Source organism: Rhizobium sp. 05L429 (genome assembly GCF_056397645.1).
The window spans coordinates 15,387-41,909 of record NZ_JBFTNV010000027.1; the positions used below are offsets into that span (position 1 = coordinate 15,387).

18 protein-coding genes and 2 pseudogenes are annotated in these 26,523 nt (G+C 58.0%); 7 read left to right on the forward strand and 13 right to left on the reverse strand.

All coding sequences use genetic code 11. The annotated features are described in order from the left end of the window. The first annotated feature begins 201 nt into the window (after positions 1-201). Entirely contained in the window at positions 202-1,281 is a 1,080-nt protein-coding gene (locus tag AC1DNW_RS24775) for a LacI family DNA-binding transcriptional regulator (RefSeq protein WP_477854681.1), read from the forward strand. A gap of 225 nt (positions 1,282-1,506) precedes the next feature. Here the strand turns inward: AC1DNW_RS24775 and AC1DNW_RS24780 are convergent, their stop codons facing one another. The 6 genes from AC1DNW_RS24780 to AC1DNW_RS24805 form a co-directional block, all read right to left on the reverse strand. Then, a complete protein-coding gene (locus tag AC1DNW_RS24780) occupies positions 1,507-1,710 on the reverse strand; it encodes a hypothetical protein (RefSeq protein ID WP_162747081.1) in 204 nt (67 codons plus the stop codon). Positions 1,711-1,832: 122 nt separating this feature from the next. After that, positions 1,833-2,570: a TfuA-like protein gene (locus AC1DNW_RS24785; RefSeq protein ID WP_477854640.1), complete on the reverse strand. Its 738-nt coding sequence runs from the start codon at positions 2,568-2,570 to the stop codon at positions 1,833-1,835. Next, positions 2,567-3,724, reverse strand: a complete 1,158-nt coding sequence (locus AC1DNW_RS24790; RefSeq protein ID WP_477854682.1) for a YcaO-like family protein — start codon at positions 3,722-3,724, stop codon at positions 2,567-2,569. Before AC1DNW_RS24790 ends, AC1DNW_RS24785 begins: the two co-directional genes overlap by 4 nt. 47 nt (positions 3,725-3,771) lie before the next feature. Next, positions 3,772-3,990: a hypothetical protein gene (locus AC1DNW_RS24795; RefSeq protein ID WP_007815536.1), complete on the reverse strand. Its 219-nt coding sequence runs from the start codon at positions 3,988-3,990 to the stop codon at positions 3,772-3,774. 11 nt (positions 3,991-4,001) lie between these two features. Continuing rightward, positions 4,002-5,843: a peptide antibiotic resistance protein gene (locus AC1DNW_RS24800; protein ID WP_477854641.1), complete on the reverse strand. Its 1,842-nt coding sequence runs from the start codon at positions 5,841-5,843 to the stop codon at positions 4,002-4,004. Between the two features lie 9 nt (positions 5,844-5,852). Then, a complete protein-coding gene (locus AC1DNW_RS24805) occupies positions 5,853-6,287 on the reverse strand; it encodes a helix-turn-helix domain-containing protein (protein ID WP_113296939.1) in 435 nt (144 codons plus the stop codon). Between the two features lie 436 nt (positions 6,288-6,723). Between AC1DNW_RS24805 and AC1DNW_RS24810 the strand changes: the two genes are divergently transcribed. The 5 genes and pseudogenes from AC1DNW_RS24810 (at position 6,724) to gltS (ending at position 13,448) form a co-directional block, all read left to right on the forward strand. Beyond that, entirely contained in the window at positions 6,724-6,981 is a 258-nt protein-coding gene (locus tag AC1DNW_RS24810) for a YMGG-like glycine zipper-containing protein (RefSeq protein ID WP_113296938.1), read from the forward strand. Positions 6,982-7,394: 413 nt separating this feature from the next. Further along, a complete protein-coding gene (locus tag AC1DNW_RS24815; RefSeq protein ID WP_477854642.1) occupies positions 7,395-8,942 on the forward strand; it encodes an AbgT family transporter in 1,548 nt (515 codons plus the stop codon). A 54-nt stretch (positions 8,943-8,996) separates the two neighbouring features. Next, a complete protein-coding gene (locus tag AC1DNW_RS24820) occupies positions 8,997-10,199 on the forward strand; it encodes a M20/M25/M40 family metallo-hydrolase (RefSeq protein ID WP_477832902.1) in 1,203 nt (400 codons plus the stop codon). Positions 10,200-10,312: 113 nt separating this feature from the next. After that, positions 10,313-12,150, forward strand: a pseudogene (locus tag AC1DNW_RS24825) (SLC13 family permease). Between the two features lie 92 nt (positions 12,151-12,242). Beyond that, a complete protein-coding gene (gltS, locus tag AC1DNW_RS24830) occupies positions 12,243-13,448 on the forward strand; it encodes a sodium/glutamate symporter (RefSeq protein WP_477854643.1) in 1,206 nt (401 codons plus the stop codon). Positions 13,449-13,579: 131 nt separating this feature from the next. Here gltS and AC1DNW_RS24835 read toward each other — a convergent pair whose 3' ends face one another. The 5 genes and pseudogenes from AC1DNW_RS24835 to AC1DNW_RS24855 all read right to left on the reverse strand — a co-directional run bounded on the left by AC1DNW_RS24835 (position 13,580) and on the right by AC1DNW_RS24855 (position 21,259). Continuing rightward, positions 13,580-14,719 carry a helix-turn-helix domain-containing protein gene (locus AC1DNW_RS24835; RefSeq protein WP_477854644.1) on the reverse strand — a complete coding sequence of 380 codons (1,140 nt, stop codon included), beginning with the start codon at positions 14,717-14,719 and terminating at the stop codon, positions 13,580-13,582. Between the two features lie 560 nt (positions 14,720-15,279). Next, positions 15,280-16,323, reverse strand: coding sequence for an AI-2E family transporter (locus tag AC1DNW_RS24840; RefSeq protein WP_477854645.1), 1,044 nt, complete (start codon positions 16,321-16,323; stop codon positions 15,280-15,282). A 157-nt stretch (positions 16,324-16,480) separates the two neighbouring features. Then, complete coding sequence (locus tag AC1DNW_RS24845) at positions 16,481-16,978, reverse strand: DUF1269 domain-containing protein (protein ID WP_113296932.1); 498 nt, start codon at positions 16,976-16,978, stop codon at positions 16,481-16,483. A gap of 88 nt (positions 16,979-17,066) precedes the next feature. After that, positions 17,067-20,156 (reverse strand): annotated as a pseudogene (locus tag AC1DNW_RS24850) (efflux RND transporter permease subunit). Beyond that, on the reverse strand, positions 20,153-21,259 hold the full coding sequence (locus AC1DNW_RS24855) for an efflux RND transporter periplasmic adaptor subunit (protein WP_113296930.1): 1,107 nt from the start codon (positions 21,257-21,259) through the stop codon (positions 20,153-20,155). The pseudogene AC1DNW_RS24850 and the gene AC1DNW_RS24855 overlap by 4 nt, the downstream one beginning before the upstream one ends. A gap of 591 nt (positions 21,260-21,850) precedes the next feature. Here AC1DNW_RS24855 and AC1DNW_RS24860 point away from each other — a divergent pair. Next, positions 21,851-23,002, forward strand: a complete 1,152-nt coding sequence (locus AC1DNW_RS24860; RefSeq protein ID WP_477854646.1) for an alpha/beta hydrolase — start codon at positions 21,851-21,853, stop codon at positions 23,000-23,002. Between the two features lie 40 nt (positions 23,003-23,042). Here the strand turns inward: AC1DNW_RS24860 and AC1DNW_RS24865 are convergent, their stop codons facing one another. Together AC1DNW_RS24865 and AC1DNW_RS24870 are read right to left on the reverse strand one after the other, a co-directional pair. After that, complete coding sequence (locus tag AC1DNW_RS24865; RefSeq protein ID WP_477854647.1) at positions 23,043-26,159, reverse strand: complex I subunit 5 family protein; 3,117 nt, start codon at positions 26,157-26,159, stop codon at positions 23,043-23,045. Next, positions 26,153-26,521, reverse strand: coding sequence for a sodium:proton antiporter (locus tag AC1DNW_RS24870; RefSeq protein ID WP_477832908.1), 369 nt, complete (start codon positions 26,519-26,521; stop codon positions 26,153-26,155). The genes AC1DNW_RS24865 and AC1DNW_RS24870 overlap by 7 nt, the downstream gene beginning before the upstream one ends. Between the last annotated feature and the right edge of the window lie 2 nt (positions 26,522-26,523).

A 26,523-nucleotide genomic window follows, 5' to 3' on the forward strand; every position in this document is an offset into this window, starting at 1 on the left:
CGTCGCGAAGAGAGTTTTTCGCGCCAGATTTTATTGAGATTATTCAATGTATTGGCAATTGGCAATCGATTGCCATCCCTCGATATTAGACAAGCCGATAAAATATGCAATCCATTTCTTCGGGTTTTTGGCAATCGTTTGCTATAACAGGAATCGTAGGTGTGGTTGATCGCGCCAGCGCTGGGCTAAGTGGATGGAATGATGAAGAAAACCGTAGAGAGCCTATCCACAGAGGGATCATCTGCCCTGATGGCCGACGTCGCGCGCCTTGCCGGCGTGGCGACGTCTACCGTCAGCCGTGCTCTGGCCAACCCGGGGCGAGTCAACGAAAAGACCAGGGCAAGGATTGCAGCGGCAGCCGAACAGCTTGGCTACACGCCCAACGCCGCGGCCCGCAATCTGCGCGTCGGCAAATCCAACGTGATCATGATCATCCTTCCGGGTTCGTTGCATTATGGCGCATCCCAGATCATCCCCCAGGTTCTGGAGGCCGTGAATCGTACAGTCATCCGCAACGGCTACAATCTMATGATTGCCAACCTCGACCGCGACGAAAGTTCCGAGCGGCATATCCTTGACCTTGCCTTCGGAGGGACGGTGAGGGGGGCTCTGATCCTGTCGTCGCAGCTGCCGGTGGTCGCAAACAGATCGCTTGCCGAGGCTGGTCTGCCGATCGTCTCGCTTTTGCTCGATATGAGCGACACTTCTGTTCCAAGCATCATCACCAACGACAGAGAGGCTGTCAAAGAGGCTGGCCGTGAGCTCCTGGCGCTCGGGCACCGCCGCTTCTTCTACATCGCCGGTCCGACGGGCAACTATCACGATATCGAACGCTATGCCGGTCTCGTCGAGGCCTTGCAGGAGGAGGGGCTTTCCGAACGGCATGTAACGCGCGCCGGTGGCGAATTCACCTTCCAGTTCGGATTTGAAACGGGTCTGCAGGCTGCCGAGGACTTTGCAAGACTCGACGAAAAGCCGACCGCTGTCGTGGCGACGAGCGACGATATGGCAATCTCCTTCATGAGCAAGGTTCAGAAGATGGGATGGCGTGTACCTGAAGACCTGTCGATCGTCTCGTTCGACGGATCTCCGGTCTGCGAATATTGTGCGCCTCCGCTCTCGACGATCGAGCAACCCATGGAGGCTCTCGGGGAGACCGCGACAGAATTCCTGATTGCCAGGATGGAAAAGTCGGATGAGAGGCGAGAACTGCGCGTCGTCATTCCGAGCCGGTTCATTCGCCGAGACAGTATCGCGGTGAACTCAAAATCGACGACCTGACTTCATTTTGACGCGAAGACGCGTCCTGAGCACCAAGCGCGATCGGGATTCCTTCTCGGAATCGTTTGGATGCAGCCTTCGGCTGACCGCATCGACAGGCGCGAAATCAGCCACCGAGTCCCAGTATGTTCTGCCAGCTTTGTTTCCGCGCCAACGAATCTTGGATGAGAGAGCGCTCAACGAGTTTTAGTGAAACAATGACCGAGATATTAGTCGCAGGGTCGATCAGTGCAGCTCGATACTCACATCCGCGAGCAACGGTTCCAGACCAGGAAGATCTGCATCCGTCGCCCTGCGCAGTTCCCGCGTAACCGCGGTCAACGCCAGGTCGAGAGACTGAGCGCCTAGTTCGATCTTCAGATCTTCCGCTACCGCCTTTGCATAGGTGATCATCCGAGCCAAAGCCGTGAGCTCGTCAAGATCATCCATGGCTGTCGCCGCTGCGTGCTGAAGCTTTCCCGACCCTATGACCGACATATCGATTCTCCAGATGCCGGAATGACCATAGGGAAAGTTCAGTACTAAAGTGCGTGAAAAACGCGTGAAACACCTTATGGGTGTAATATGACCGAAGCCTTTGAGCGGGACAGTTGTTTTGACCACAGCGTGGTTTTCCTGAATTCCCAATGGCGATTTATCGGCACGCGCTGATCATCCGCGTCGCGAACAGCTTCAAGAAGAGCCAAGGCATCGATCCGTTTCTGATCGATCGCGTAAGTCTTCAGCATGGCCAGCCAATACTGCTTTTGCGATGCCGGTATTGCCGCACATGCGGAAACGATGAGTGCCCAGCTTCTCTTCTTGAAGAAGAGGTTTGCGGCGGTTCGTTCGAGAGCCTTGCGAAAGGCTTTGTCGAAGAGCTCCAGCCTTTCCATCTCGTCCAAAGTGCTTCTCACATTGACCATCGGCACGGTCAGCGCTCTGCCGCCCAATTCCATCGGTTCGTGCAGAAGCGCGACATCGGCGTCGTCGACGATTGTTCCATTGACATAGTCGTTGAAAATCCGGCCAACGCCGATCATTCCAAACGCTTGGCATTCGGCGGCGCGCAAGGCGCCCATGCTGGCGGCGCCCAGGACCGCGACATTGAGGGAGAGAGCGAAGAGAATTTCCTTATGCCAAACCGGCGCGGTATTTTCAAAGCCGCCATCGACCAAACCGATGATGTTTGCGCCATCTTCCACCGCCCTTAACACATCTCCCTGAACAGCGGGGGGCCGGAAAACGACATCCGTAGCGGCGTGGCTTGCTGCGTCAGGCAAGCTCGGKCCAATGAAGACGACCTTCACCAGCGCATCGCCCTTGCAAGGGCGCGTTGGCCGAAACGATGGAGCCTGTTGCCCTCGGGGTTCTMGAGATCGGGTATGAATATCTTCACCACCGAGAATGGCAGGTTCGCAGGCGTCAGGGGAAGGGCAATCACCGAGCCGATCCCGCTGGCGCGAAGTCTCGTCAGCAGTTCACGCAACAGGACGGATATATTCCCGGCCGGTCTTATGATGCCAGCCGCAGGTACAGAAACGGGGGTGGCGAGAAATGCGCTACGGGTTTGTGCCGGAAGCGGCGTCGTGAACAATTCGGGCCAGACATCGTCGCGGGCGCCGCTGATATAGGTCAGTCTAGACTGAAGCGCTTCCGTTACGGCGCGGATTGCCGCCCGCACGGCCCAGGGATGAGCGCCGCTGCCGCCGGTTACCTCGACGAACCGGAGCGGCACTTTGCCGTTGACCGTTGATGGGGCGACGAGCGCAGTATAGCAGGGGATACCGATATCGCTCGTGATATCGAAGACTTTCAAGACGAGCCCGGCGGCCTCGATCCTGTCGATCAGGCCCGAGAGCGCGGCGTCGCCAAAACTCTTGGGATCGACGCAGCATGCGTCGCGCTTGTCATCGCTGGCAATCTGCCAAAGCACATGGGCATCGCGTTCGATGCGCTCCAGAATGCCATGGAATATTGCTTCTTCCATGGTGTTGCCCGAGGCAAGACCATCCGACGACATCCAGAACCGGTTATGCCGCGTTCGGTCGAGGAGGGCGGCATCCTGCGGGACATAAATCGGCTGGTCGTGAAGCAGCTCGGTTGCCAGACTCCAGGCCAATTGCTCGTCTTCGCCTACGACCTGCTCGCCGCTTGCGATCAGACAGTCGAGCGGTTCGGCGCAATCGCCCCGGCGTCTGAGCTCTCGTACCGACGAAACCGTGGTGACGGTGATGGGTTCGCCCGCTACCGCGCGTTCCAGAGCCTCCATCGCCGCCGAGACTTTGGCGTCGATATCCTCAAGTCCCTTGCCCTGCGCGATGACAATGGAGCGGGAGTTTGGGGTAAAGGCGCACCAGACCGGAAGACCGACACAATCGAGATCAGTCTGTCGTGACAGGCGGGTGATACCCATCGCCTCCAAATAGTGAGCGACGCGGGACAATGTGTCCCGCGGCGCAATTGTTCGGTCGGAATAAAGGTCGGAATGACCGGTCAGCGTCGCGCGCCTTAGCCGTCCACGTGGCCGGAGAAGACCGTATCAGCCGAGGAGACGGCAATTGCGAAATCGACATTCTTGATGAATACGCCGCCGGCATCGCGCTGCTTGACGGCTGCCGCCAGATCGCCGCTGGCGGGCACCTGCACCGGTGTTACTGTGCCCGCGGCGATATCCACGAGCCAGAGTCCCTTTTCGCCTGTTACACCCAATACAACAACTTTTGCCATAATATTCTCCTTCAGGTTTTTGAAAATCCGGCCTTGAAAAGACCGTCTCGGTAAAGCTCTTTTTGCCACTGCTCCTTGAAGGGCACCAAGGCGAGCCACTTCTCGACCTCGAAAGCAGGATTGAGGAGCTCGGCGCGTTGCCGATAAAACTGTGCCCGTTTTCGATCGCCGATCATCGCGCAGCTGGCGGCCGCGATGCGATAGGCCGGTGCCTTGTCTTTCATCCGGTCGACATAGGCGAGTGCTTCCTCGTAGTGTTCGAGGAAGTAGCTCGCCCCAGCCGCACACCAGAGGTAGGCGTCGGGTGCGATCGGATTGAGCGAGATCGCTTTCTTGATTTTCTCCAGCGCATCTTGCGGCCGCGATGCATGGACCAGCGTGTCCGCATGGCTATAGATCACATCGGCATAATGCGGGCTGAGGCTTTCGGCGAGGTCGAGTGCTGCAACGCTGTCATCGACAGCACCTTGGTAAAGCTTCGTTACGCCAAGTTCCCGATGCCCGGCTGCCGATTCTGAATCCCTCTCAATCGCCCGAAGTGCTTGATCCTCCGCTAGCTGCAGCAGGGCGGGATCGCCTTGCGTGGTCAACAGCCACTCGCTGGTGAATGTCCGTGACAGACCCGTGAAAGCAGGGGCATAGTCCGGAGAAAAATGCAGTGCGCGCTTGAAGGATTTCCGTGCGCGCCGGATATCCGGCAGGCTGAGCTTGGTGAGCAGGCCGGCGCCGATGAGATAGGAATGATAGGCTTGCGGATCCGCCTCGTTACGAAGGCGAATGCTTTCGTTTCGCTTCAATTGTCCGGAGACGGCATCGGCAAGTTTTTGGGCGATCAAGCGCCTCTGTGTCGGCAGCGTTTCGACCGCCATGTCAAATCGGGCTGCCCACAAAATCTCGTCGGTTGGAAAATAGATAAGCTGTGCAAAAAGCCCCTCTCCGGAAAGCCGTGTGTCCAGGAGGTAGGAAATCGAATGCCGTTGAACGATGGTCGCCTTGTCGGAGTCGCGGCGGATCTGCTCGGCCGTATGGGGTGCGACGACGGATATGTTGCGTAGAGCGCAGAGCTCGATCGTGACATCCTCGATAAGGGCGTCGGCAATTGCCGCCTCCCGTGTCAGGCCAGCCGCACCGGGGGGCAGCAGTACCAGCCGCGGCACAGATGTCGTGGTTATGATTTGCGGCAAGCCGGCGTCTTGCTGCTCGACGATGCGACTGCGCGCCGTTGCCACGGCTCTCGCCGCCGGCGGGCGGCTTTGCGAATGATCATCTGCCGTACCACGAAGGATAGAGCGGATCTGATCGTCACCGGGAAAGGCTTCAAGAAGTTGAAGACCCGAGCGTCGCAGAAGGCGGCGCTGCTCATCGTCGCGAATATGATCCGCCGCCCTGACGAAGATGTCCCTCAGGGTGAGCAAATGCAGCTGCCGTTCGCGCTCGATCCATCCATCGATTGCCTTGGTTGACGCGCTGAGACCGGGAATGAAGCCACGTTGCACTAGGTCGCTGACGACGGCCAGTTGCGCCACCGGCTGCTCTTCCCGGCGCAATATGTCGAGATCAACCGATAGGATGTTCTTGTTCAGGCCGACGAAAGGCGGCCCAAAACTCAGTATCTGTTCGTCGGTAATGGACGTTGTGTCGCGAATGCGTGAAATCAGCTTGCGCAAATTGAGATCCGCAAGATGATCTCCTGTCTCGTTCCACAAGAACCGCGCAAGCTCTTGTCGGCTTCGCTGCTGATCCGGCGAGCAATATAGATAGGCCAACATCACCAGAGCCTTGACCGGATAACGGATCGGCGTGCCGAGGCCGTCCGTCAGTCGCAACTCGCCAAAGGTCTGGAGATGGATCACGAAAATTCCTCAGGCTCCGGCCTCTGGGTGGGTGACGGCATCAATGTCGGACGTCGTGTTCCTGGCGAGGCTCTTGGCCAGGCCAATGAGCTTCTGCCGAATCTCTGGGCTCTCGATCGCCATGAAGGCGCGGTTGAGTGCCTGAGCATCCTTCGACATCAAAAAAGCATTCACGTCATCGCGGCCGTTGCTGACAAGGCTGTAGGCGGCAGGCTCGGTGTCATTTTCGAAGAAGAATTGAACGGGTACACCCAATGTCTTGGCGATCGTTTGCAGCCTGCTCGCGCCAATGCGGTTTATGCCTTTTTCATACTTCTGGATCTGCTGGAAGGTGACGCCGATCTGTTCGGCAAGTCCGACCTGCGATAACCTGAGCAGCTTGCGGCGCGCTCTTACTCTGCTGCCGACATAGACATCGATCGATGTGGGCGATTTGGCCTTCATGGCTGGAACCTCCGGTCACCGGATGATCATTGCGAGGTTTGCATCAAAATGCAACCGAAAGTAATATAATAATTTTTAAGATCGACGCCGTGGCACTTGCGCTACATAACAACACAGGCTCAATCAGCTAGATTCACCGCTTTCCAATTCGAGCATGTCTGGGAGGTGGGAGGCGTCCTGACATTAGAACGACATCGAGGCCACGGTTATGCCCCGCGGGTCGTCAGAAGCGCCCACGCCGTACTTGCAGAACGGCGGCCTCGTTTGCGATGCATCCGACCTGATCGGCCAGCCACTTCGTCAAGAGATTTGAACTCAGAGCTTGGTTTTTGGATTCTATGCCGATCACAGACATCTTGGCCACACTATAGTCACTGCGAGGGATGCCCTTCTCCTACCGTCTTCGGACTTGTCGAGCTTCGTAAAGGGGAGAACAATGAATAGATTGCTGCTGTGCTTCATGGCAAGCCTGGCGCTTGCGAGCTGCACGCCTACGCAACAGGGTGCGGGTATTGGCGCCGCGACGGGAGCGGTGGTTGGCGGTGTCGTCACGAACGATGTTCGTGGCGCCGCCGTTGGCGCTGCGATCGGTGGAGCTTCCGGCGCCGTGATCGGCAATGTGGCCGGTCGTCCTGGGCAGTGCGAGTTTCGGGATCGCAACGGTCGGCGCTACATCGCAGCGTGCCCACGCTGACGGATGATGAATATGAAACATGGTCGGCGTCATTCACGTGAGCGGCTTATGGGCCAACAAATTCTCAACGCGGGCAATCCTGACGCCGGCTGGATTTTTGCGATACCCGGCATTCTCGTCACCGAATGATCGGGCTGATCTTGACATATGTTGCGGCCGGCTATGGTGAACGGGCAGGCAATAGTAGCGCTTAGTATATTGAATTATTTCGTCTTTTTGTTCCGTGCATGCAAAGGCCTTAATTGCCGTCGGCACGAAAGAGCGGTGGATCCATAGCGCTCCATTCGGGCGACGGACACGCATTGAGAGCCGCGCCAATTCGCCGGTCGACCACTGTTAAGGCAACGCATCAAGCCAAGCTTATTGACCACCCCTTTGGGTGCGACACACGTCGGTTCAACTGGAGGCAAGACATGGCCACTGCCAATGCCGCATCAAAGACCACGATGCAGAGGTTCCTCGACGGCGTCGAAAAGGTGGGAAACATGGTTCCCCATCCTGTGATCATCTTCCTGATCCTGATTGGCATCGTCATCCTCTTGTCAGCCGTGCTTGGCGCTTTCGGAATGGGCGTGAGCTACGAGCGCATTAATCCCGATACGCATGAGATCGAGCAGGCGTCGACATCGATCCGAAGCCTTCTGAATGTGGAGGGTATTCGCTTTCTATATTCATCCCTCATTCCGAACTTCATGAGCTTCACGGCTGTCGGGTTGATGATTGCTGCCATGATCGGTGCGGGCGTCGCCGAAGAATCCGGTCTCGTCACGGMGCTGATCCGCAAGCTCGTCATTGTCTCCCCGAGCTGGGCGTTGACCTATATCCTGGCTTTCGTCGGTATCCTCGCAAGTATCGCGGCAGATGCCGGTTATCTCGTGCTGATACCGCTCGCCGGTGTTGCCTATCTGGCAGTCGGGCGGCACCCGTTGGCTGGTCTTGCGCTTGGTTTTGCCGCCGTGGCCGGTGCCTTTACGGTCAACATGCTGATCAAACCGCTCGATGCCGTGCTCGTTGAATTCACCAATGACGCGGCGCATCTTGTTGATCCGGGACGGTCAATCGGTCTGGCGTCCAATGTTTGGTTTTCCATCGCCTCGGTGCTGTTCCTGACCGTTCTGATTGCCTTTATCACCGATCGCATGATCGCCCCCAGGCTTGGAGAGTATGATCCGGCAGCGGCGGAAGGCGGTGTGCAGGCTCAGGGGGCTACCCTTTCGGAGCAGGAATCGCGCGGTTTGCGGTTCGCACTGTATGGCCTGATCGGCCTTCTGGTTGTTTTTTTGCTACTGACCGTCCCGAGCGGCGCGCCTTTGCGCAATCCCGATACCGGAGAGCTCATCGGCAACTCACCCTTCATGAACGGCCTGATTGCTCTCATCATGCTAATCTTCCTGGTGACCGGATGGACCTACGGCATCGGCGCCGGTACGTTGAAAACGCTTGCCGAGGTCATCGCGGCGATCGAAAAGTCGATCAAGAACATGGGCGGCACAATCTTCCTGTTCTTCGTTCTCAGCCAGTTTGTTGCCTATTTCACCTATACGAACATCGGCACCGTTATGGCGCTCAGCCTCTCGGGCGTGTTGCAGGCGGCCAATATTGGCGCGTTGCCACTGCTGATCGGTTTTATCGTCGTGGTCGCAATCATCGATCTTCTGCTCACCGGCGCCATTGCGAAATGGGCTATCTTCGCTCCGGTCTTCGTCCCGCTTCTGATGAAGCTCGGCGTCGAACCGGAAGCTGTGCTTGCCGCCTATCGCGTCGGTGATTCACCGATGAACGCGATCACCCCGCTCAATGCATATTTCGCGCTGGTCGTCGGCTTTGCCCAGAAATACGACAAGTCTGCTGGTGTCGGCACGATCGTCTCTCTGATGCTTCCGTATGTCGTGCTGATATTCGTGCTGTGGACTGGCCTCTTTGCGGTCTGGAAGGCTCTCGGGCTGCCATGGGGCCTGTGACGCCAGGCCGGCAATCCGTAAACGAATAAATACTCGAATGAATGGATGGACATCATGAGCAACATCTCAATTCCTCTCGACGTCGCCGCAGCTGAAGACCACCTCATGCGCTTCCTCTCAGTGGAAGGTGTCACCGGACAAGAGAAGAACATCGGCCTTGCCGTCTGCGACGCCCTGAAGAAGATCGGCGTCCCGGAATCGGCTATTCGCTTCGACGATGCCAACAAGCGTATTCCGCTGCCGACCGAAACAGGCAATCTCATCGTGGATATCCCGGGAACGCGGCCGGGGCCACGGCTTCTCTTTTCCACCCACCTTGACACCGTGCCACTTTGCGCGGGCGCCAAACCAAAGCGCGAGGGTGACCGCATCGTGTCCGACGGTGCCACTGCACTTGGCGGCGATGCCCGAACCGGAGTGGCCCTTCTTGTCGTGGTTGCCGAGACGGTGATCAAGCACAAGCTGCCACATCCGCCAATCACGCTTTTGTTTACCGTGCGCGAGGAGAGCGGGCTGCATGGGGCACGGGAACTCAACCCTGCTGATCTCAACGGAGCGGCTATGTGCATCAATGTCGATGGCCAGATGGCTGCGGAACTTATCGTCGGCGCTGTTGGGCAGGAAAACTGGGAAGTCGAAATCAAAGGTCGCGCGTCGCATGCCGGCGTGGCGCCAGAGAAGGGTATTTCGGCAACGCTGGTTGGCGCCATGGCGTTGGCGGAAGCAAAACATAACGGCTGGTTCGGCAAAGTTGTCAAACCGGACGGCCGCGGCACAAGCAACGTCGGAATTTTCGGTGGCAAGGACAACAAGCCTGCCGGGGATGCGACCAACGTCGTGACCGATTACGCTTTCATCAAGGGTGAAGCGCGCAGCCCTGAAGCTGCCTTCGCGACGAAGATCGCCAACGGCTACAAGGAAGCGTTCGCCAAAGCCCAGAGCGAAGTGACCGCCGATCAGGGCGACAAGGCAGAGGTGACGTTCAGCCACAAGCCATCCTATCCGCCATTTGAGTTGGGCAAGGACACGCCGATCGTGAAGCGCGCGACGAAAGCGTTGCAGATGCTCGACATCGAGCCGGTCTATGTCTTCTCGAACGGGGGATTGGATGCCAACTGGCTCGACAAGCATGGCGTACCAACCATCACCATCGGCGCTGGGCAGGCCGAGATTCACACCATCAAGGAATATGTGAACCTCAAGGAATACGAGAAGGGCTGCCGTCTGGGCATACTCATGGCGACACTCGGCGATTGACGTGTTCTGGAAGGTTGATTTGGTCGGCCGCAGTCGCCCCGGCGCTCATGGAGGTCTGCGCTAGGCCTGCTTGATTTGTACGGTTAGGGCAAAGGCAAGAGGGAGCAGGGCGGTTGAGTCCAATAGCATACACAGCAACTATCATCGCCGCTGCCGTCTTACTGTTCGTCTGGAACAAGCTACCGGTCGTCTTCGTGGCCATGCTGACGGCGCTTGCACTGTGGGCGAGCGGCGTCCTGACGCTGGGACAGGCTCTTGGCGGTTTCGGCGATCCAGCTGTCATCTTCATCGCCACTCTTTTCGTCGTCAGCTCCGGGCTCGAGGTCACCGGAGTGACTGCCTGGGCCGGACAGTTGCTGATCCGCGGCGCCGGCGAGGAAAGCCGGACACGCCTTCTCCTCCTGACGATGGCACTTGTATCGCTTCTGACCGCGTTGATCAGCGTCAATGGCGCTGTCGCCGCCCTGCTGCCGGTTGTGGTTGTCATAGCTGTCCGCCTCCGGCGCAGTTCGTCGCAGCTGCTGATGCCGCTGGTGTTTTCCGCGCATGCCGGCTCGATGCTGGCCCTGACCGGAACACACCGGTCAACGTGCTGGTTTCGGAAGCAGGGCTCGACGCAGGCGTCGGTGGGTTCGGCTTCTTCGAATTTGCACTTGCGGGCATTCCGCTCCTAGCAGGCACCATGGTCATCATCATTCTCTTCGGAAAGCAGCTGCTTCCCGAGCGTAACGGCGCAACCATGCCGGCCGATTTCAGTCACCATGCCAAGACGCTTGTCGAGCAATACGGCCTCGCAAGCGGCATCTACCAGATGCGAGTGCGTGCAAGCTCACCCTATGTCGGCAAAGCCGCCAGCGATCTGGATCTTTCGGCCCATCCGGGATTGCAGATCGTCGCGATTCAAGAGGGCGAAACGGCCGGTCCACTGCGCCGGCCCGTCATCGCCGAGGGCGATCATCTTCTCGTGCGCGGCGAGCCTGAAGTCGCCGCAGCGTTCACCGCCGAAATGCACCTCGCCTTTCGCGACGACAAGGCGACCGGTCAGGGCGAGGAAACCTTGTTTAATCGCAGCTCGGGGCTTGCCGAGGTCGTCATCCCACCGCGCTCCGGCCTCATCGGTGAAACAGTTTTTCCCGGCATGGTCACCGAGAGCGGCGATCTGATCATTCTGGCAGTCCAGCGCGCCGGCACCGGATTATCGCCCGGCAGAGCAACAAAGGAAGCAGGCGGCATCGTCCTGCAGGCAGGCGATACAATGTTGTTGCAGGGAACGTGGAAGGCGCTCGATGTGCATCTGAACGATCCCGACATTCTGGTCGTCAATTCGCCCGAGCTTGTCAGACGCCAGGCGGTCCCGATGGGTCCTGGCGCGCGTCAGGCCGTTATCATCCTGATCGCGATGGTTCTGCTGCTTGCCACCGGTATCGTGCCGCCGGCGGTGGCTGGTTTGCTTGCTGCAGGTGCGATCATCCTGTCAGGTATCATGAATGTCGAGCAAGCCTATCGGGCTGTGGGCTGGACGACTGTCATTCTCGTTGGGGCGATGATGCCGCTTTCGACGGCAATGGTAGAAACAGGTGCGGCGAAACTGATGGCGGAGCATCTTGTGAACCTCGTGGGTGACGCCGGTCCAGTTGCGCTGCTCGCCGGACTTTTTGTCCTGACGGCAATCATGGGGCAACTCATCTCCAACACCGCAACCGCATTGATTGTCATCCCGATCGGTGTTGCGGCGGCGGCCGCCATGGGAATTTCTCCGCGTCCAGTCCTTATGAGCACGGCCGTTGCAGCAGCTGGCGCCTTCCTGACACCGATTGCGACACCGACGAACCTGATGGTGATGGGACCGGGGGGCTATGCCTTCAACGACTACTGGAAGCTCGGCTTGCCGTTGCTGATCTGGTTCTTTGTCGTCTCAGTATTCATCGTACCCCTGATCTGGCGCTTTTAAGCTGCCGGCTATCCGGGCGGACGCGGGTTGAATCAACAGTTGATCCTACTACCGCAAATGCGGCAAGGCCGCGACGTCAGCAAGGGTAACACATGTCGCTGATACAGGTTCCGGGACTATTGTCCTTTACCATCGCAATTCTCGTCTTCTTTACTGGTGCCAATCTCAATCGCGTCATTCCCGCACTGGCGCGCTGGAGCATTCCCGAAGCAGTCACCGGCGGGCTTCTCGCGGCGTTGGCGACGCTCGTTGCCTACGAATTCTTTTCCGTCGAGATCAGTTTTACGCTTGCCGCACGCGACATGCTGCTTCTCTACTTCTTCACGGGCGTCGGGCTGAACGCCAGGCTTTCCGATCTTGTAGCAGGCGGAAAGCCACTTCTCATCCTCCTCGCCATCACGCTTGTCTTCCTTGTCATCCAGAACGCAATTGCCATCGGAACCAGCAATCTGCTTGGTCTCCCCCCGGGGATGGCGATACTGCTGGGATCGACGTCCCTTATCGGCGGTCATGGCACCACCATCGCATGGGCTCCGATCATCACCAATCGTTTCGGACTGACGAGCGCTCTGGAGGTGGGCATTGCCAGCGCTACACTTGGTCTCGTGATTGCCAGTCTCATCGGTGGACCGATCGCGCAGTACCTCATCACCCGTTATCGACTGAGCGGGCGCAAAGACGAAGAACTTACAATAGGAGTGTCAAGCACAGCAGCCCGCACTCACGATGACGAGGTGAGCTACATCGGCCTTTTGCGCGTTCTCCTCGTCACCAATATCGCTATCCTCATGGGATACGCATTGCATGAAATTATCCTGGACGCCGGCATCAATCTTCCGCTCTTCGTTGTCTGCTTGCTGGTCGCTATTGTGATGACGAACACCATCCCGTCCGTGGCGCCGAACCTGCCTTGGCCAACGCGCAGCCGCGCGCTCTCACTTATCTCAGATCTCTCGTTGAATGTGTTTCTCGCAATGTCGCTGATGAGCATGCAATTGTGGGGATTAGGCGGGCTCGGGCTGGCGCTCATCATCGTCCTGGCAATCCAGACGATCGCGGCCGTGGCCTATATCCTTTTCGTGGTGTTTCCGGCTATGGGGCGCAACTATGAGGCGGCGGTCATTTCGGCCGGGTTCTGCGGCATTTCACTGGGTGCGACCCCCACAGCGATCGCGAATATGACCGCAGTGACCAAAATCCATGGTGCCGCAACGATCGCGTTCATCATCCTGCCTCTCGTTTCGGCTTTCTTTATCGACCTTGCCAACGCTGCGGCTCTTKGCTTTCTTGTCCGGTGAAATTACGGGCTTCAAGCCTTGAATCCGAGCAAGGCTCCACCTGCCGGCAAGGATCATCGAGAACGCTCGCAAACGCCGGTTCTTGCAGACGTGTGCGCCGGTGCTCAATTCGCCCGGGTGCACGGTCAGGGCTAACCCTGCAACCTCCTCAGTAGCACGCCAAGTCTTTCCTCAGACGGGCAATCCTMGAGGTCTGGGCGAAGTGGAATGCCGCCACCACCTCGGTTCCTGACCTCGCTCGGGCTATGGCCAAACGCCCGCTTGAACGCGCGGCCAAACTCGGCGCCGTCGCTAAACCCGCGCTCTTCGGCAATCTGGAATATGAGACGCCGCTCGTTGGGGTCGGTTAAAGCGGCGTAAGCGCTGAGCAATCGACGATGCTGAATGTAGTGCATTACCCCGCCGAAGGGCTCGAACAAGTTGTACAGCCGCGTGCGCGAGATGCCGAGCTCCCGGCGTACCAATTCACTACCGAGTTTTGGGTCGAGTAACCGGCATTGCACCAGCTGGCGCGCCCTTTCGAGAAGCACATTGGCAATCGGCCCTTCTGCCGCCTTGATATGATCTGCGGATGGTGAAACGCAGGCAAGGATCATTGCCCGTGTGGCTGCGGCCAGCCCAGGCAGGTCAGCCTGGGCCAACATTGGCAGGCGATTGCCCACGTCAATCAGATAGTCAGAGAACAGTCGTCCCATGCCTGTCCCAAGCGTCGAGAATTCGGCCGAGCCAAGCGTGGCCGCCGTTTCGAGAGAAAGATCTCGCGGCACGAACAGCATAAGCATCTCGCTTTTATCGACGATGCCGGTGAAAGAGCGACCAAGCGAATGGATCTGCACTTCACCTAAACCGGCGGAAAACGCGTGTCTTGCCGTTTCAGTGCTAATTTTCCCGGACAGCAAGACTGTCATCGTCCAGTGGTCGACCGGATCTCGCCGAACATGTCCTGGAAGGCTGGAAAAAGCCAGGCTGTCAGTGCTGATCCTAGCAAGTACAAAACTGCCAAGGTCCCAAAGCTCCTGCCGCCCGCTAAAGTTGGCCGTCATTGGATCGGTGTCAGAAAGCTCGAGCATAGGTGCGAAGCTATTATGCCATGCTGCAAACTGATCCGGTCGCGACAGCCCCTCGGTCGAAAATTCAAAGGAAGGCAGGAACGAAGGTCTGCCTTCCTCCGGCATCGTATCAACTGCCTCGCAATCCAAGCTCGCAAGGTTCGCGTGGTCCAGTTGCCGTTCCGGCAATCTGGCATACGTCATGACGTCTTCGGTTGTCATCGCGTCACCTCCAGTTGACCGGAGGCAAGACGGCACCGTCTGGCGCTGCTTGCCCGGTAACCATATTGTCGCCGTCTTGCCGACTTATCCTACCAGGCTTAGTGATGAAGGCTTCCGTGCAGGAGTGGGAAGCGCTGACTGGTGTCCCTCGGGTTTGCATTAAAAACCACGCTCGAAATGGCGACGATCCTTTCGAGTTCGAGATTCCGAGCCAAGTATGCACTGACCGATAGGCTGCTTGAGAGAACGGTTATGCAGTTCATTCTTACTCTCCTCTTGGCCCCAAGAGCGAGGGTCTGATGATGTCTGAATGATGCGTAGTGGTTTGCCAGCGGTTGAAGCGAGACCACTTTGCGCGGCGAAAGCCGGTTCTTCAGCCTTCGTCTCTGTCTTGCGTCAAAGCTGCCGTGTCACTCGATATTCCTCCCTGCCGCAATCTACCCCTTTCGACGTCTTTTCTCAACCGTCAGATGCACAAGCGTCAGGCGGCGTCGTTTATGGCGTTTTCAAGTTGATTTAGTGGGGTCTAACGTATCTCTGTGCCCGCTGGAGATCCTGCTTCATGATCCATCGTCCGCGTCTGCCTTAGAGCCGCCCGACAGTAGCGTTGCGACCCACTTTCCAGATGGTGTGCCTGCGCAATAGACAGTGAACGCGATCAGGATAGGCACGCCGATGAAGGCCCCCGATATGCCCCACATGAAGCTCCAGAAAAAGACTGAGAAAATAACGGCGAAGGGGGATATTGCCAGCGAGGCACCGGTAAGCCGCGGCTCCAGATAGCTCCCGATGATGAATTGGATGACGTTCAGGCTCGCGAAAATGAGGACTGCCGTCTGCCAGTTGTCGAATTGGGCAATTGCAAACAGCGTTGGAAGCGCGGTTGCGACAAACGGCCCGAGGAAAGGGATGTAGTTGAGCGCGAAAGCAATTGCGCCCCAAGCGGTGGCAAGTTCAAGCCCTGCGCCCAGCGCAAAAAGCCAGACCACCAACCCGGTCAGGATACTGGCAAACGTCCGCACGATCATGAAACGACGCAGCTTTGCACCAATCACGCGATTGGCCGTCAGGATGCGTATTCCATGGGGTTGGGCTGCGGGCGCGACAAGCCGGCTGTTGAAGTCCTCGACCTCAAGGAGGCCGAGCATGACGAAGATGAAGACCAGCAGTGCGAAACCGGCGAAGCTGTTTACGCGGCCGGCCATCCCCTGCACAAACCGCACCAACCAGGCAACATCGAAGCGGTCGGCCAAGGGACCCGCGACTGCAACGCCGTGCCCTTCCAGCCAATTTGTCCAGTCGACATAGATCGCCTGGAAACGGTCCGCGTTAACGAACAGCCACTGCCCTAGCTTGCCAAACCCCCATGCCACCGAGGACCCGATGGCCACAATAACAACCATGGTGACGACCAGCGTGATGAGAAGGGCAACAAGCTTTGGAAGCCAGCACTGCAAGGCCGCCTGACATGGCCAGACCAGGGCAATGACGAACAAGGAAAAGATGAGCGGTGCGAAGATCGATTGGGCGACATAGAGCAAAGCAAGCACAAGAATACCGGCTGTTACCGAACCGATCATGCGATTGCCGCTGGCTTCCTGCATACTCGCCCCTTGAATATTGATCTAATTTCCAAGCTCCGGCTGATAGTGGCGGAGCTTGGGCTCGCATAGGAATGCACTAAGAAAGGCCCTCTCTGAGACCCGGCAGTCAGTCGTCTGCCCTGTCATGTAAAGGCGCTAGATACACCTCACGACTGCACTAGCTGACGGCGGTTGCCTTTTGCAACGCGTCACGCAAAACCTGCTCCTTCGTCTCGTCGAGCGAGGTCTTGAGCACGACGCCGCCATAAGAGGATATTTCCTTCAGCACCTTATCTGCTGTCATCTCCTGGATCAGCACGAACAAGGCTCCTTTACCCGGCTCAAGATTGGCAGCGAGATCCTTCATGAAGACGTCGTTTATACCGACGTCCGTCAGAGCTCCGCCGATCGCACCGGATGCAGCACCCATGGCTACGCCCAAAAGTGGATTGAGAAACAGAACACCGATCAGCAAGCCCCAGAAGCTGCCCGATGCAGCACCGGCGGCCGTGGTATTGACCAGCTGATTCAATTTGATCTTTCCGCCTTCGGTCTTCGTCGCGATCACGGCATCCCCGACTTTGATCAGGTATTCCTTCTGCATTGCGAACAAGCGCTGACGCACTTCTTCAGCTTTGGCTTCGGTAGGATAAACAATTGCAATCAAGGTAGACATGCCTACTCCTCCTATATGAGACCTGCTTGTGTCGGATTGGAAATGTTGGTCATTCTTGGGTTCCAGGATGGTTGCGGCTGGAGAGCTCTCACCCCCCAGCGGCGGCCGGTCTCGTTGCTGAGGTTTCGATATTCTCGGTTTTGGCTTTGGCCGGAATGCGAAACCACAGGACGTAGAGCACCGGCAGGAAGATCAGTGTCAGCGCCGCGGCGACCACCAGACCGCCGATGACGGTAAAGGCAAGGGGTGACCAGAAGGGATCGCGGATGATTGGTAGCATTCCGAGTACGGTCGATCCCGCGGTCAGAAAGACCGGTCGCAGACGCTGGGCGGTAACATCAATCACACTGCGCCACGTCCGGCCTTTTTCTTCAATGGCAAGGTCGATCTGGTCGATGAGCACCACGGAATTTCGGGTGATCATACCGATGAGGGCAATCATCCCCAGAACGGCGATGAAACCCACCGGCGTATTGGTTATCAGCATGATCAGCACCACGCCGATCAGCCCCAGAGGCACAACGCTGATGACCAGAAGCAGTCGCTGTACGCTCTGCAGCTGAAACATCAGCACGATCAGGATGATGACTGCCATCACTGGAAGCATCTCAACAACTGACGCGAGCCCTTCTTCTGCACCTTCGACTGCACCACCAACCTCGATCGGATAGCGCGGGTTGGCCTTGCGCAGCTCGTCGATCTTGGCGGCGGCAGCCTCGACGACACCGGCCGCCAGCACGCCTTCGGCGGTATCTGCCTGGACGGTGATGGTCGTCGAGCCATCGCGACGCCAGATGACGGGCTGTGTGGTCTGATAGTCGATCGTGGCGATGCTGGAGAGGGGCACCGTATTGTTGGGGCCGACCGGGATCTGCAGCGTGCGGATGGTGCTGATGTCGACGCGCTCGTCKGCAGCCGCTCTGGCTACCACGTTGATGAGGTAGATCGAGTCTCGAACCTGTGTGATCGGAATTCCCGATGCCGTGGCAAACAGCGTCTGGGCGATCACAGAGGAATTGAGACCCACCAGTCGGGCACGATCCTGATCGACATTGATGACGATTTTTCGAACCGGTTCACTCCAGTCGAGGTTCGGCTGAACGACGCCGGGAACCTTGCTGATGGCATCGGCGACCTGCCAAGCGACATTCCGCACGCCGGGAATATCAGGTCCGCTGACGCGATACTGAACGGGCCAGCCGACCGGCGGTCCCATTTCCAGCGGTGAAACGCGCACGATGATATCGGGTAATTTCTCGTCGAGTGCCTTTTGCAAGCGTGCCTGCAGCGCCTCACGCACGCCAACGCTCTTGGCGATCACCACCGCCTGGGCACGGGACGGTGCTGGAGCCTGCAGGTCCATCGACAAATAGAAACGAACCGGATCGGAGCCGATATAAAAACTCCAGTCGGCCACATCCTCGTCAGCGGCAAGAACTTCTTCCGCTTTCGAGACTTCGACAGCGGTTGCCTCCTGCGACGCGCTCTGCGGCAGGGTTAGCTGCAGGATAAGCTCCGGCCTGTCGGACGCCGGAAAGAACTGCCGTTTCATGGCGGACGATCCAAGGAGAGCTGCCACAAACAAAGCGACGGTGGCGAGCACGACCAAGAGGCGCATTCGCATGCAGGCATACAAGAGGTTCTTGAAGCCGCGGATGAGTGCTCCATCCTCCTTCGGACCCGTTGCAGCCCCTGATTTGAGGACGGCAAGACCAACGATCGGTGTCAGCAATACCGCCACCAGCCACGACACGATGAGCGCGAAGCCGATCACCAGAAAAAGGGATCGCGCATACTCGCCCGAAGAGCTGCTTGCAAAACCGACAGGAATGAAGCCGGCAATCGTTACCAGCGTGCCGGCCAGCATCGGAAATGCTGTTGACGTGTAGGCGTGGGACGCGGCCTGAACCCGCTCTTAACCCTGCTCAAGCTTCGCCATCATCGTCTCGACGGTCACCATCGTGTCATCGATCATCAGCGTCAGCGCGATGATCAATGCTCCCAGCGATACGCGCTGTAGGGCAATGCCGGTGATGTCCATGAACAGGAAGGTTAGGGCAAGAACAAGCGGGATTGACACCGCAACCGCGATGCCGGCTCGTATCCCGAGAGCCAGGAAACTCACACCAAGAACGATGACGACAGCTTGACCGAGCGAGGTTGTGAAACCCCGGATCGCTGTCTTGACGACCGCAGGCTGGCTCGCGACGTGTGTGAGGTTGATGCCAATGGGCAGATCGTCCTCAAGCTTCTGCATCGTCGCTTCGATATTCTGGCCAAGCTGCAGAATGTCGCCTCCCGACGCCATGGAGATGGCGATACCGATAGCCGGTTTACCCTTGATGCGGAATCGTGGCTGGGGCGGATCCACCGTTCCGCGCACGATACTGGCAATATCTCCGAGGCGCACAAAGCCGGATGCGGTTGGAATGTTCAGCTGTCGGAGGGTTGCCTCGTCGGCGAGACTGCCGGAAACCTGAAGAATTGTTCGATCCTGCGCCGAGGTGATGAGACCTGCAGGCAGGACGGCGTTCTGCGCCTGTATGGTTCCGATCACTGTCGMGGCACTGAGGCCGAGGCTTGCAAGCCGCCCGGTTGAGAATTCGATATAGATCGTCTCGTCCTGGGTCCCGATAAGCTGGACTTTTCCGATATTATCGATCTTGAGCAGGCGGGTACGGGCTTCGTAGGCCCAATCGCGGACTTCGCGATCGGTAAAGCCATCGGAAGTGAAGCCATAGATTATGCMAAAGGTGTCGCCGAAGTCATCGTTGAAGAAAGGGCCGCGCACGCCTGCCGGCAGCGTCGATATCATGTCTCCGACTTTCTTGCGGGCCTGGTACCAGGATTCTCCGACCTGATCGGGCGGCGTGGAGTCGTCGAGCGTGACATAGACGATCGATTGTCCGGCCGTTGTCAGGCTGCGCAGACTGTCGAGATGAGGCACTTCTTCGAGCGTCCTTTCCAGACGGTCGGTGATCTGATCAGTGGTCTGCTCGATCGTCCCGCCCGGCCATCCGGCCGATACGATCATTGTCTTGAAGGTGAACTCCGGGTCCTCGTCGCGTCCCAGATTGATGTAGGCAAGAATGCCCGCTATGGCGCTTAGAACCACGAGGAAAATGACAAGGCTCTGTCGCTGGATCGCCCAGCCCGATAGATTGAAGCCCTCCTTCATTCGACGCTTCCTTCAAGCAAGCGAACGGGCATGCCGGGACGCAGTTGCTGCACTCCGGCAATCACCACATTGTCTCCGCTTGAAAGGCCCCTGGTCACAAGGAAATCCTTCGTGTCGAAGCGATGCACCTCGACTGGCACAAGCTTTGTCGTCTTGCTGGCCGCATCGACAACCCAGACGGCACTTTCGTTTCCTTGGCTGAACAACGCCGTTATCGGCAGCCGCGCCGCCGGCTCACCGGAAAGCCGGATGCTGCCACGCACGGCGCTTCCGAAGCGGAATTCGTCCGGCGCGCTATCAAGCCCGATACGGACCGTAAAGTTGCGGGTGATCGGATCAGCGGTCGGCGAAATCTCTCGAACCGTTCCTGTCGCCTTGATGCTCGGATTGCTGAGAAGCTGCACGTCGACGCGGGCATCGCCTCCGGTCGTCTGGATCGTGGCTTCGGGAACCTGGAAGACGGCATCACGTGTTCCAAGCTGTGCAACGCGCACCACCATTTGTCCGCCGCCGACGATCTGTCCTACTTCACCTCCGATAGCGGTAACGACGCCTGCGGCATTTGCCTTCAGAACGCGGTTATCAAGATTGGTCTGCGCTATCCTCAGACCCGCTTGTGCCGCGTCTACGCCAGCCTGTGCCATACTCGCCTGGGCGGTCGCTGCATCGAAAGCCTGACGGGTGGATGTGCGTGGGTAAAGCTGCTGCTGACGCGCGCGCTCGGTCTCTGCGTTCTGGGATTGGGCCTGAGCCGCAAAGAGATTTGCTTCGGCCTTTCGCATTGCGTCCTGCGCGTCCTCGGTATCAAGGCGGGCGAGAACAGTGTCCACTTTCACGAGGTCGCCAATCTCGACGTCGCGCTCGCGAACCTCGCCACCCTGCCGGAAGCTGAAGCTGGTTTCTGTGCGCGGCCGGATCTCGCCGACGAGCGACCCGTAAGTATCCTCGGGGTTGAATGAAACAGCCACTGTTCTGACCGGTCTTGGTGGACGCTCTGAAGCCTCCTCCTCGTCTCGGCAACCTGCCAGGAGGATGGCTGCCAGTATAGCGACCGACACGCCAAACATTGCGCGGGCTTTCGAAGCAGCCAGATGCATCTTCATGGACGGTTCCCCCGAATACCTACCGGCGCGATGGCGTTTTTCGATGCGCAGACAGCTGTAAAAATGACATCGGTTCAATGAGATATATGCATTTTGTYGGGCTTGCTGCGTGACGGGGCATTGGAAATATACGCCCATCACACATCAATCGATCTGTGTCAGTGATCAACGCGAACGGTAGAAGTCCTGAGTTGGGACTCAAGTGATCGTGCTCCCTTTAACGTTCGGCTCGGCTTACGCAATCTCCGGAACCGAAGGCGCAGCGCTCTGGTTGGGAACTATAGAGCGGTTCAAGAAGCGAAGTGATCAGCATAGAATCCCGCAAACATGCCTGCAGTCCAGATTTTGGCAGTCTGTGGCCGCGAGGATCATTATCGATGCAAGTTGTTCAGCATCATTTTTTGTCGCCCGACCGACACGGAAATCTGAATACTGCAAGTAACAACTGGAATTCATCTACCGCACCCGCTGCGGATAGCTTAGAACAAGGAAGTGCTTCGCCTCATGCGTGTGGCCAGCGTGAGCGATCCGAACCGATTGTCTTTCTTGTTGAACGATTTTAACGGCTTCCCAGGGAACTAGATCGAGCCCGTGTCCTCAATTCGATTGTCCGTCATTGTGATCATTCTGTTGGCTCTCGTCGGCTGTGGCGGACCACGCGCGGTGCTTGGCCTTCCAATCGCATCATCGTCAGGAGCAGAACCGCGGGCAATCGTTCCGATCTACGTCGCGACCACGCGTACCCGATCCAACAATCTTTCCCTGCCATATTCGGCCGAGCGGTCGAAGACGTTGAATTTTGCGAAACTAGACATTGGTATCCCGCAAAACCACGTTGCCGGCCGCGTCGAGAAAAGCGGACGGAGCCCTGATCCAAGCAGGCACTTTTCAGCGCGGACCTATCAGCCGATTGCCGAGCGGCAGGACTTCATCAGGCAGCTAAATGTCGCGCTCGCGCAACGCTCGCCGGAAAATCGCGAGATCTTCATTTTCGTCCACGGATACAACAACAACTTCGCCGACAGCGTCTTCCGCAACGCCCAGATCAGCTATGACTACGGTATCAAGTCGGTCTCGCTGCATTACGCCTGGCCGTCAGGAGCATCGATCCCGCTTTACGTCTTTGATCGCGACAGCGCCCTTGTTGGCCGGCGAGGACTTGCCGAGACGATCGAGATCGCGGCAGAGACCAATGCGAAGAGAATTATTGTGGTTGGCCATTCCATGGGCGCCTATGTCGTCACGGAAGCTTTGCGTGATCTTGCCCTCAGGGGACGCACCAGCACGTTGAAGCGCCTGGGTGGCGTGGTTCTCGCCGCACCTGATATCGATGTCGACGTCTTCCTGAGCCAGATCGACGACATTGGTGACATCCCGCGACCGTTTGCAATCATCGTCTCACAGCGCGATCGCGCTCTCGGGTTTTCCCGGCGATTGGCGGGCGGCCACCCGCGTGTCGGCAGCGGCTCCGACGTCGCCGTCCTTCAAAAGAGAGAGATCGCGGTTATCGATGTCTCTGATATCGATGGCGGCCGGCACAGCGTCTTTGCCAGTTCACCGACACTGATGGACGTGGTCAACAACGATGCCTTGATACGCAGTGTACTTAGAGAGGACCAGGGACCTGCCAGCCAGACAATGCTCGCCGACGGCGCATCGGTGATCGAGGGTGCTGCATCACTGATAATTTTTCTTCCGAGCCGCATTCTGGGTGGGATCGCACAGGCAGCCGCCAGCCAATAGCGGCCGTGAGGGCAAGATTGTTAGCCTGCTTGCTGGCACATCAGATTGGATTCCTGAAAGTCCCCAGCAGATAGATCGCGATTGCATAATAGAGCACATAGAGCACGTATGTCTGGCCGTTGCCCGTGTAGACCCTTCGCACTAGTCCCGCCGCGCCGACCGTCAGATCGCAGATTCCATCCCAGATAAAGTTTGCAATTGGGGTGACGAGTKGAGCAAACGCCGATCGATAGAAGGCGTAAAAATGCGCCGTGCTCACGGGAATGGAGCGCCCGTGCCCGGTTCGATAGACCAATACGAAGCCCCCGAAGAGGACCACTGTGATCGCGACAGTGACCGCCATCACAGGGACAGGATTCCAGTAGCCATAGATGGTCTCAAGCGACATACCCTGCCAAACCAGCGTCGAGGCGAAATAGGGATCGATCGCGGCAGACACGGGGTCCATTACCAGTTTCGGAAAAAACGACAGCAAGATAATTGCGAGGATCAGAACGAACTGCGCGACCAGAAGCGGCAAGGGCGCCTCCGCCGCAGCCGCGGGCCTTCGCGGACCAAGGAAGATCGAATAGCCAAATCTGAACATGTATAGAAAACCGATGAACGTCGCGAGAACGCCAACGATCGCGAGACCATACCAGCCCCTGTCCATCATCGCGCTCAGCAGCAGCCATTTACCGCCGAAGCCGGCAAGCGGCGGCAGACCGGACATCGAGACAAGTGCAACAATCACGCAAGCAAAGGTGAGCGGCATTTCTCTGGCGAGGCCACCGGTCTCATCGAACAACCTGGTATTGGTACGCAAGATGACGGCCGCGGCTGCGAGAAAGAGGATGCCCTTGACCATCAGGTGATTGGCAACAAGGTAGAAGGCCRTGACCCAGCCGAGATGGCTCATCAACGCAATCGCAGTGATGATGTAGCCGATCTGGCTCATGCTGGAATAGCCGAGCATTCGTTTCAGATCGGTTTGCTGGAAAGCCATAACAGCCCCAGCAATGGTCGTCAGAAGTCCGATCCAACCCATCACGTGCGCCATCTCGAGCCCGACGTCGGAGCGAATGGCGAGGTATGTCACCATGAACAATCCGAAGACCGCCACCTTGCTGATCACGGCGGAAAGCATGGCCGACAGGTCATCGTCGGCCTCGGCATAAGCGCCGGGCAGCCAGACATGGACGCCAACCGCGCCGGCCTTGATCAGAAAGCCGATCGCGAGGAACATGAAGGCAGGTGCCGCATCCGGGCCGGCCGTAGCGAACGCCGAAAGTGCGGTGCTGCCGTTGGCATCGGTGGCAATGCCGAAGCCTGCGAGCAGGCAAAAGGCCGATACCAGGGAAAAAAGCAGGAACTGCAGCACGTAGGAGTGAGCACCAGGCCGTTGCGCGATCAGGAAATAGGAAGAGAGAGTGATGATTTCCCAATGGAAGAAAAACTCCAGGCTGGTAGTGGCGCGTAACAGACTGGCGATCGACAAAAGCAGGATCGCCATCATTGGATAGAAGCCTCGGCGAGCATCGGTGCGATAGAGACTGGCAAAAGCAATGACCAGGCCGCCGGCGAGAAGAAGTGCGGCAAATAATCGAGGCAAACCTTCGAGGTCGGCAGTGATCCACGCTCCGACAACCAGCACCGCCGCCAGTGTCAATACGCACTTGATCCTACCGGGAAGGCCATCGAGAAGGCAAAGAACGCCACCGACACAAAGGGGTGCGACAAGCCATAGCGACACTGCGCCCGCAAAAACTGCCGCCACGTAGCCGCTCACAAACAGCAAAACAGCGCTGGCCACCACCGGAACCAACCTGGACGGATCAAGGCTGAACGAGGCAGGGGGACCGGTCAGAAAGCTGGTGTGTGTCGCGCTCGACGGCGGTCGCGTCGCCTGCTTGAACCAGCGGAACATATAGGCTGCCTCAAGCAGCGATCCGACCAGGATGACGGCTATCCAGACAGATCGCTCGCCAGCCGCAGCCTGCATCACGAGCTCCCATTTCGCCCAGAATCCTGGGAATGGAGGCAACCCGGAAATAGCGACCAAGAACACTGCAAGGATCGAGAGCAAAAGACGATTTCCGGCAATCTCGGACCACCCGTCGACTTGGGTGCGCTCGACGATGCCGGCAAGCCAGAACAGGCCGGCCTTGGCCAGTAGATGATTGACGAAGAGCCCCCCGACAACCAGCGGCAGCGACTGCTCGGCTTTGAGCTGATGGAGCAGCGCAAGTGCCAGTACCAGAAGTCCCATCTGTGCGATCGAGGAATAGCCAAGCATTCGTTGCACGCTTGTCTGCCTGAGCCCGACGAGATTGGAGAACAGGAAGGTTATGCCGCCCGAGACAGCGAGAATGCCCAGATGATCGTCAAAAAGCGGCAGCAGCTTGAAAAGAGCAAAGAATACGCCGGCCGACACTCCGACGGAGGAAAGTGCCGCGATGCCGCTATGGGCCGTCTCGTAGACGTCGAGTCCCCACCCGTTGGCAGGGAACGGCTTCAGCTCGAGTACGAGACAGGTAAGCACGAACAGCAGTGCAGTCGCCCCGATCGGGCCGAATATGGCCGCCCGGTTGGCGATCATCTCGTCGATATTGAGTGTGCCGGTCACATGGTAGAGGAGCCCGGCGCCCAAAAGAAAGAATGAGGAGGCGAGCACCGTCGCCATGATGTACTTGAAGCTGGCTGCAAGCGCTGCGGGGGTCCGCTCCAGTCCAAGAAGCCCATAGGTCCCGATCGACATGATCTCCAGGAAAACGAATTGGTTGAAGAGGTCGCGGGTCATCACCATCCCGTTGATGCCCATGATCAGGATCAGGTAGAGCAGAAGCGTCGAATAGTTTGAGCGCAGCCGCTGCCAGAGGTGCCAGGCGCCGAGAAGCGCGACGACATTGACGCAAACCGAAAAAAAACCCTCCCACGGACCAAAACGCAGATTGATCGAGAACGGCGGGACGCTGCCGGCGGTCAGGATCTCGAAGGTCGGCCCGCCATTGTGGATACGCCAAAGGCAGACGCATGAAATGACGGTCATTCCTAGGAGCGCCACGACAAAACCGATCGCCGGCAATGGCTTGGCGATGCGATAGAGCAGGGGGATGAGAAATCCTCCACCAAGGCCAAGCAGGAAAATGTTCAGCGGCTGCAGAAGGCTGTCTACCATTTGGACTCCGTCAGCGCGTCGATCGAGAGTGTTTTCCTCACGGCGTGGAGTCTGATCGCGAAGGACAGCATGATTGCGGTCACCGAAAAGCCGATGACAATGGCCGTCACGACGAGCGCGGCCGGAATCGGGTCGACGGCGTGCTTGGCCGCATCTGATGCGTTGAGCGCTTCGTCGACAATCGGCGCGGTCCCACCGGTGACATAGCCGGTCGCCACGAGGACCATGTGCATGCCGGTGTCGATCAGCGAAAAGCCGATGATGATGCGAAGGATGTTGCGATGCCTCAGCATCCCCCAGAAACCAATGAGGATGAGAAGAAATCCCGTGGCCAGAAGTATGTGTGATATCGGCAGCCCCATGG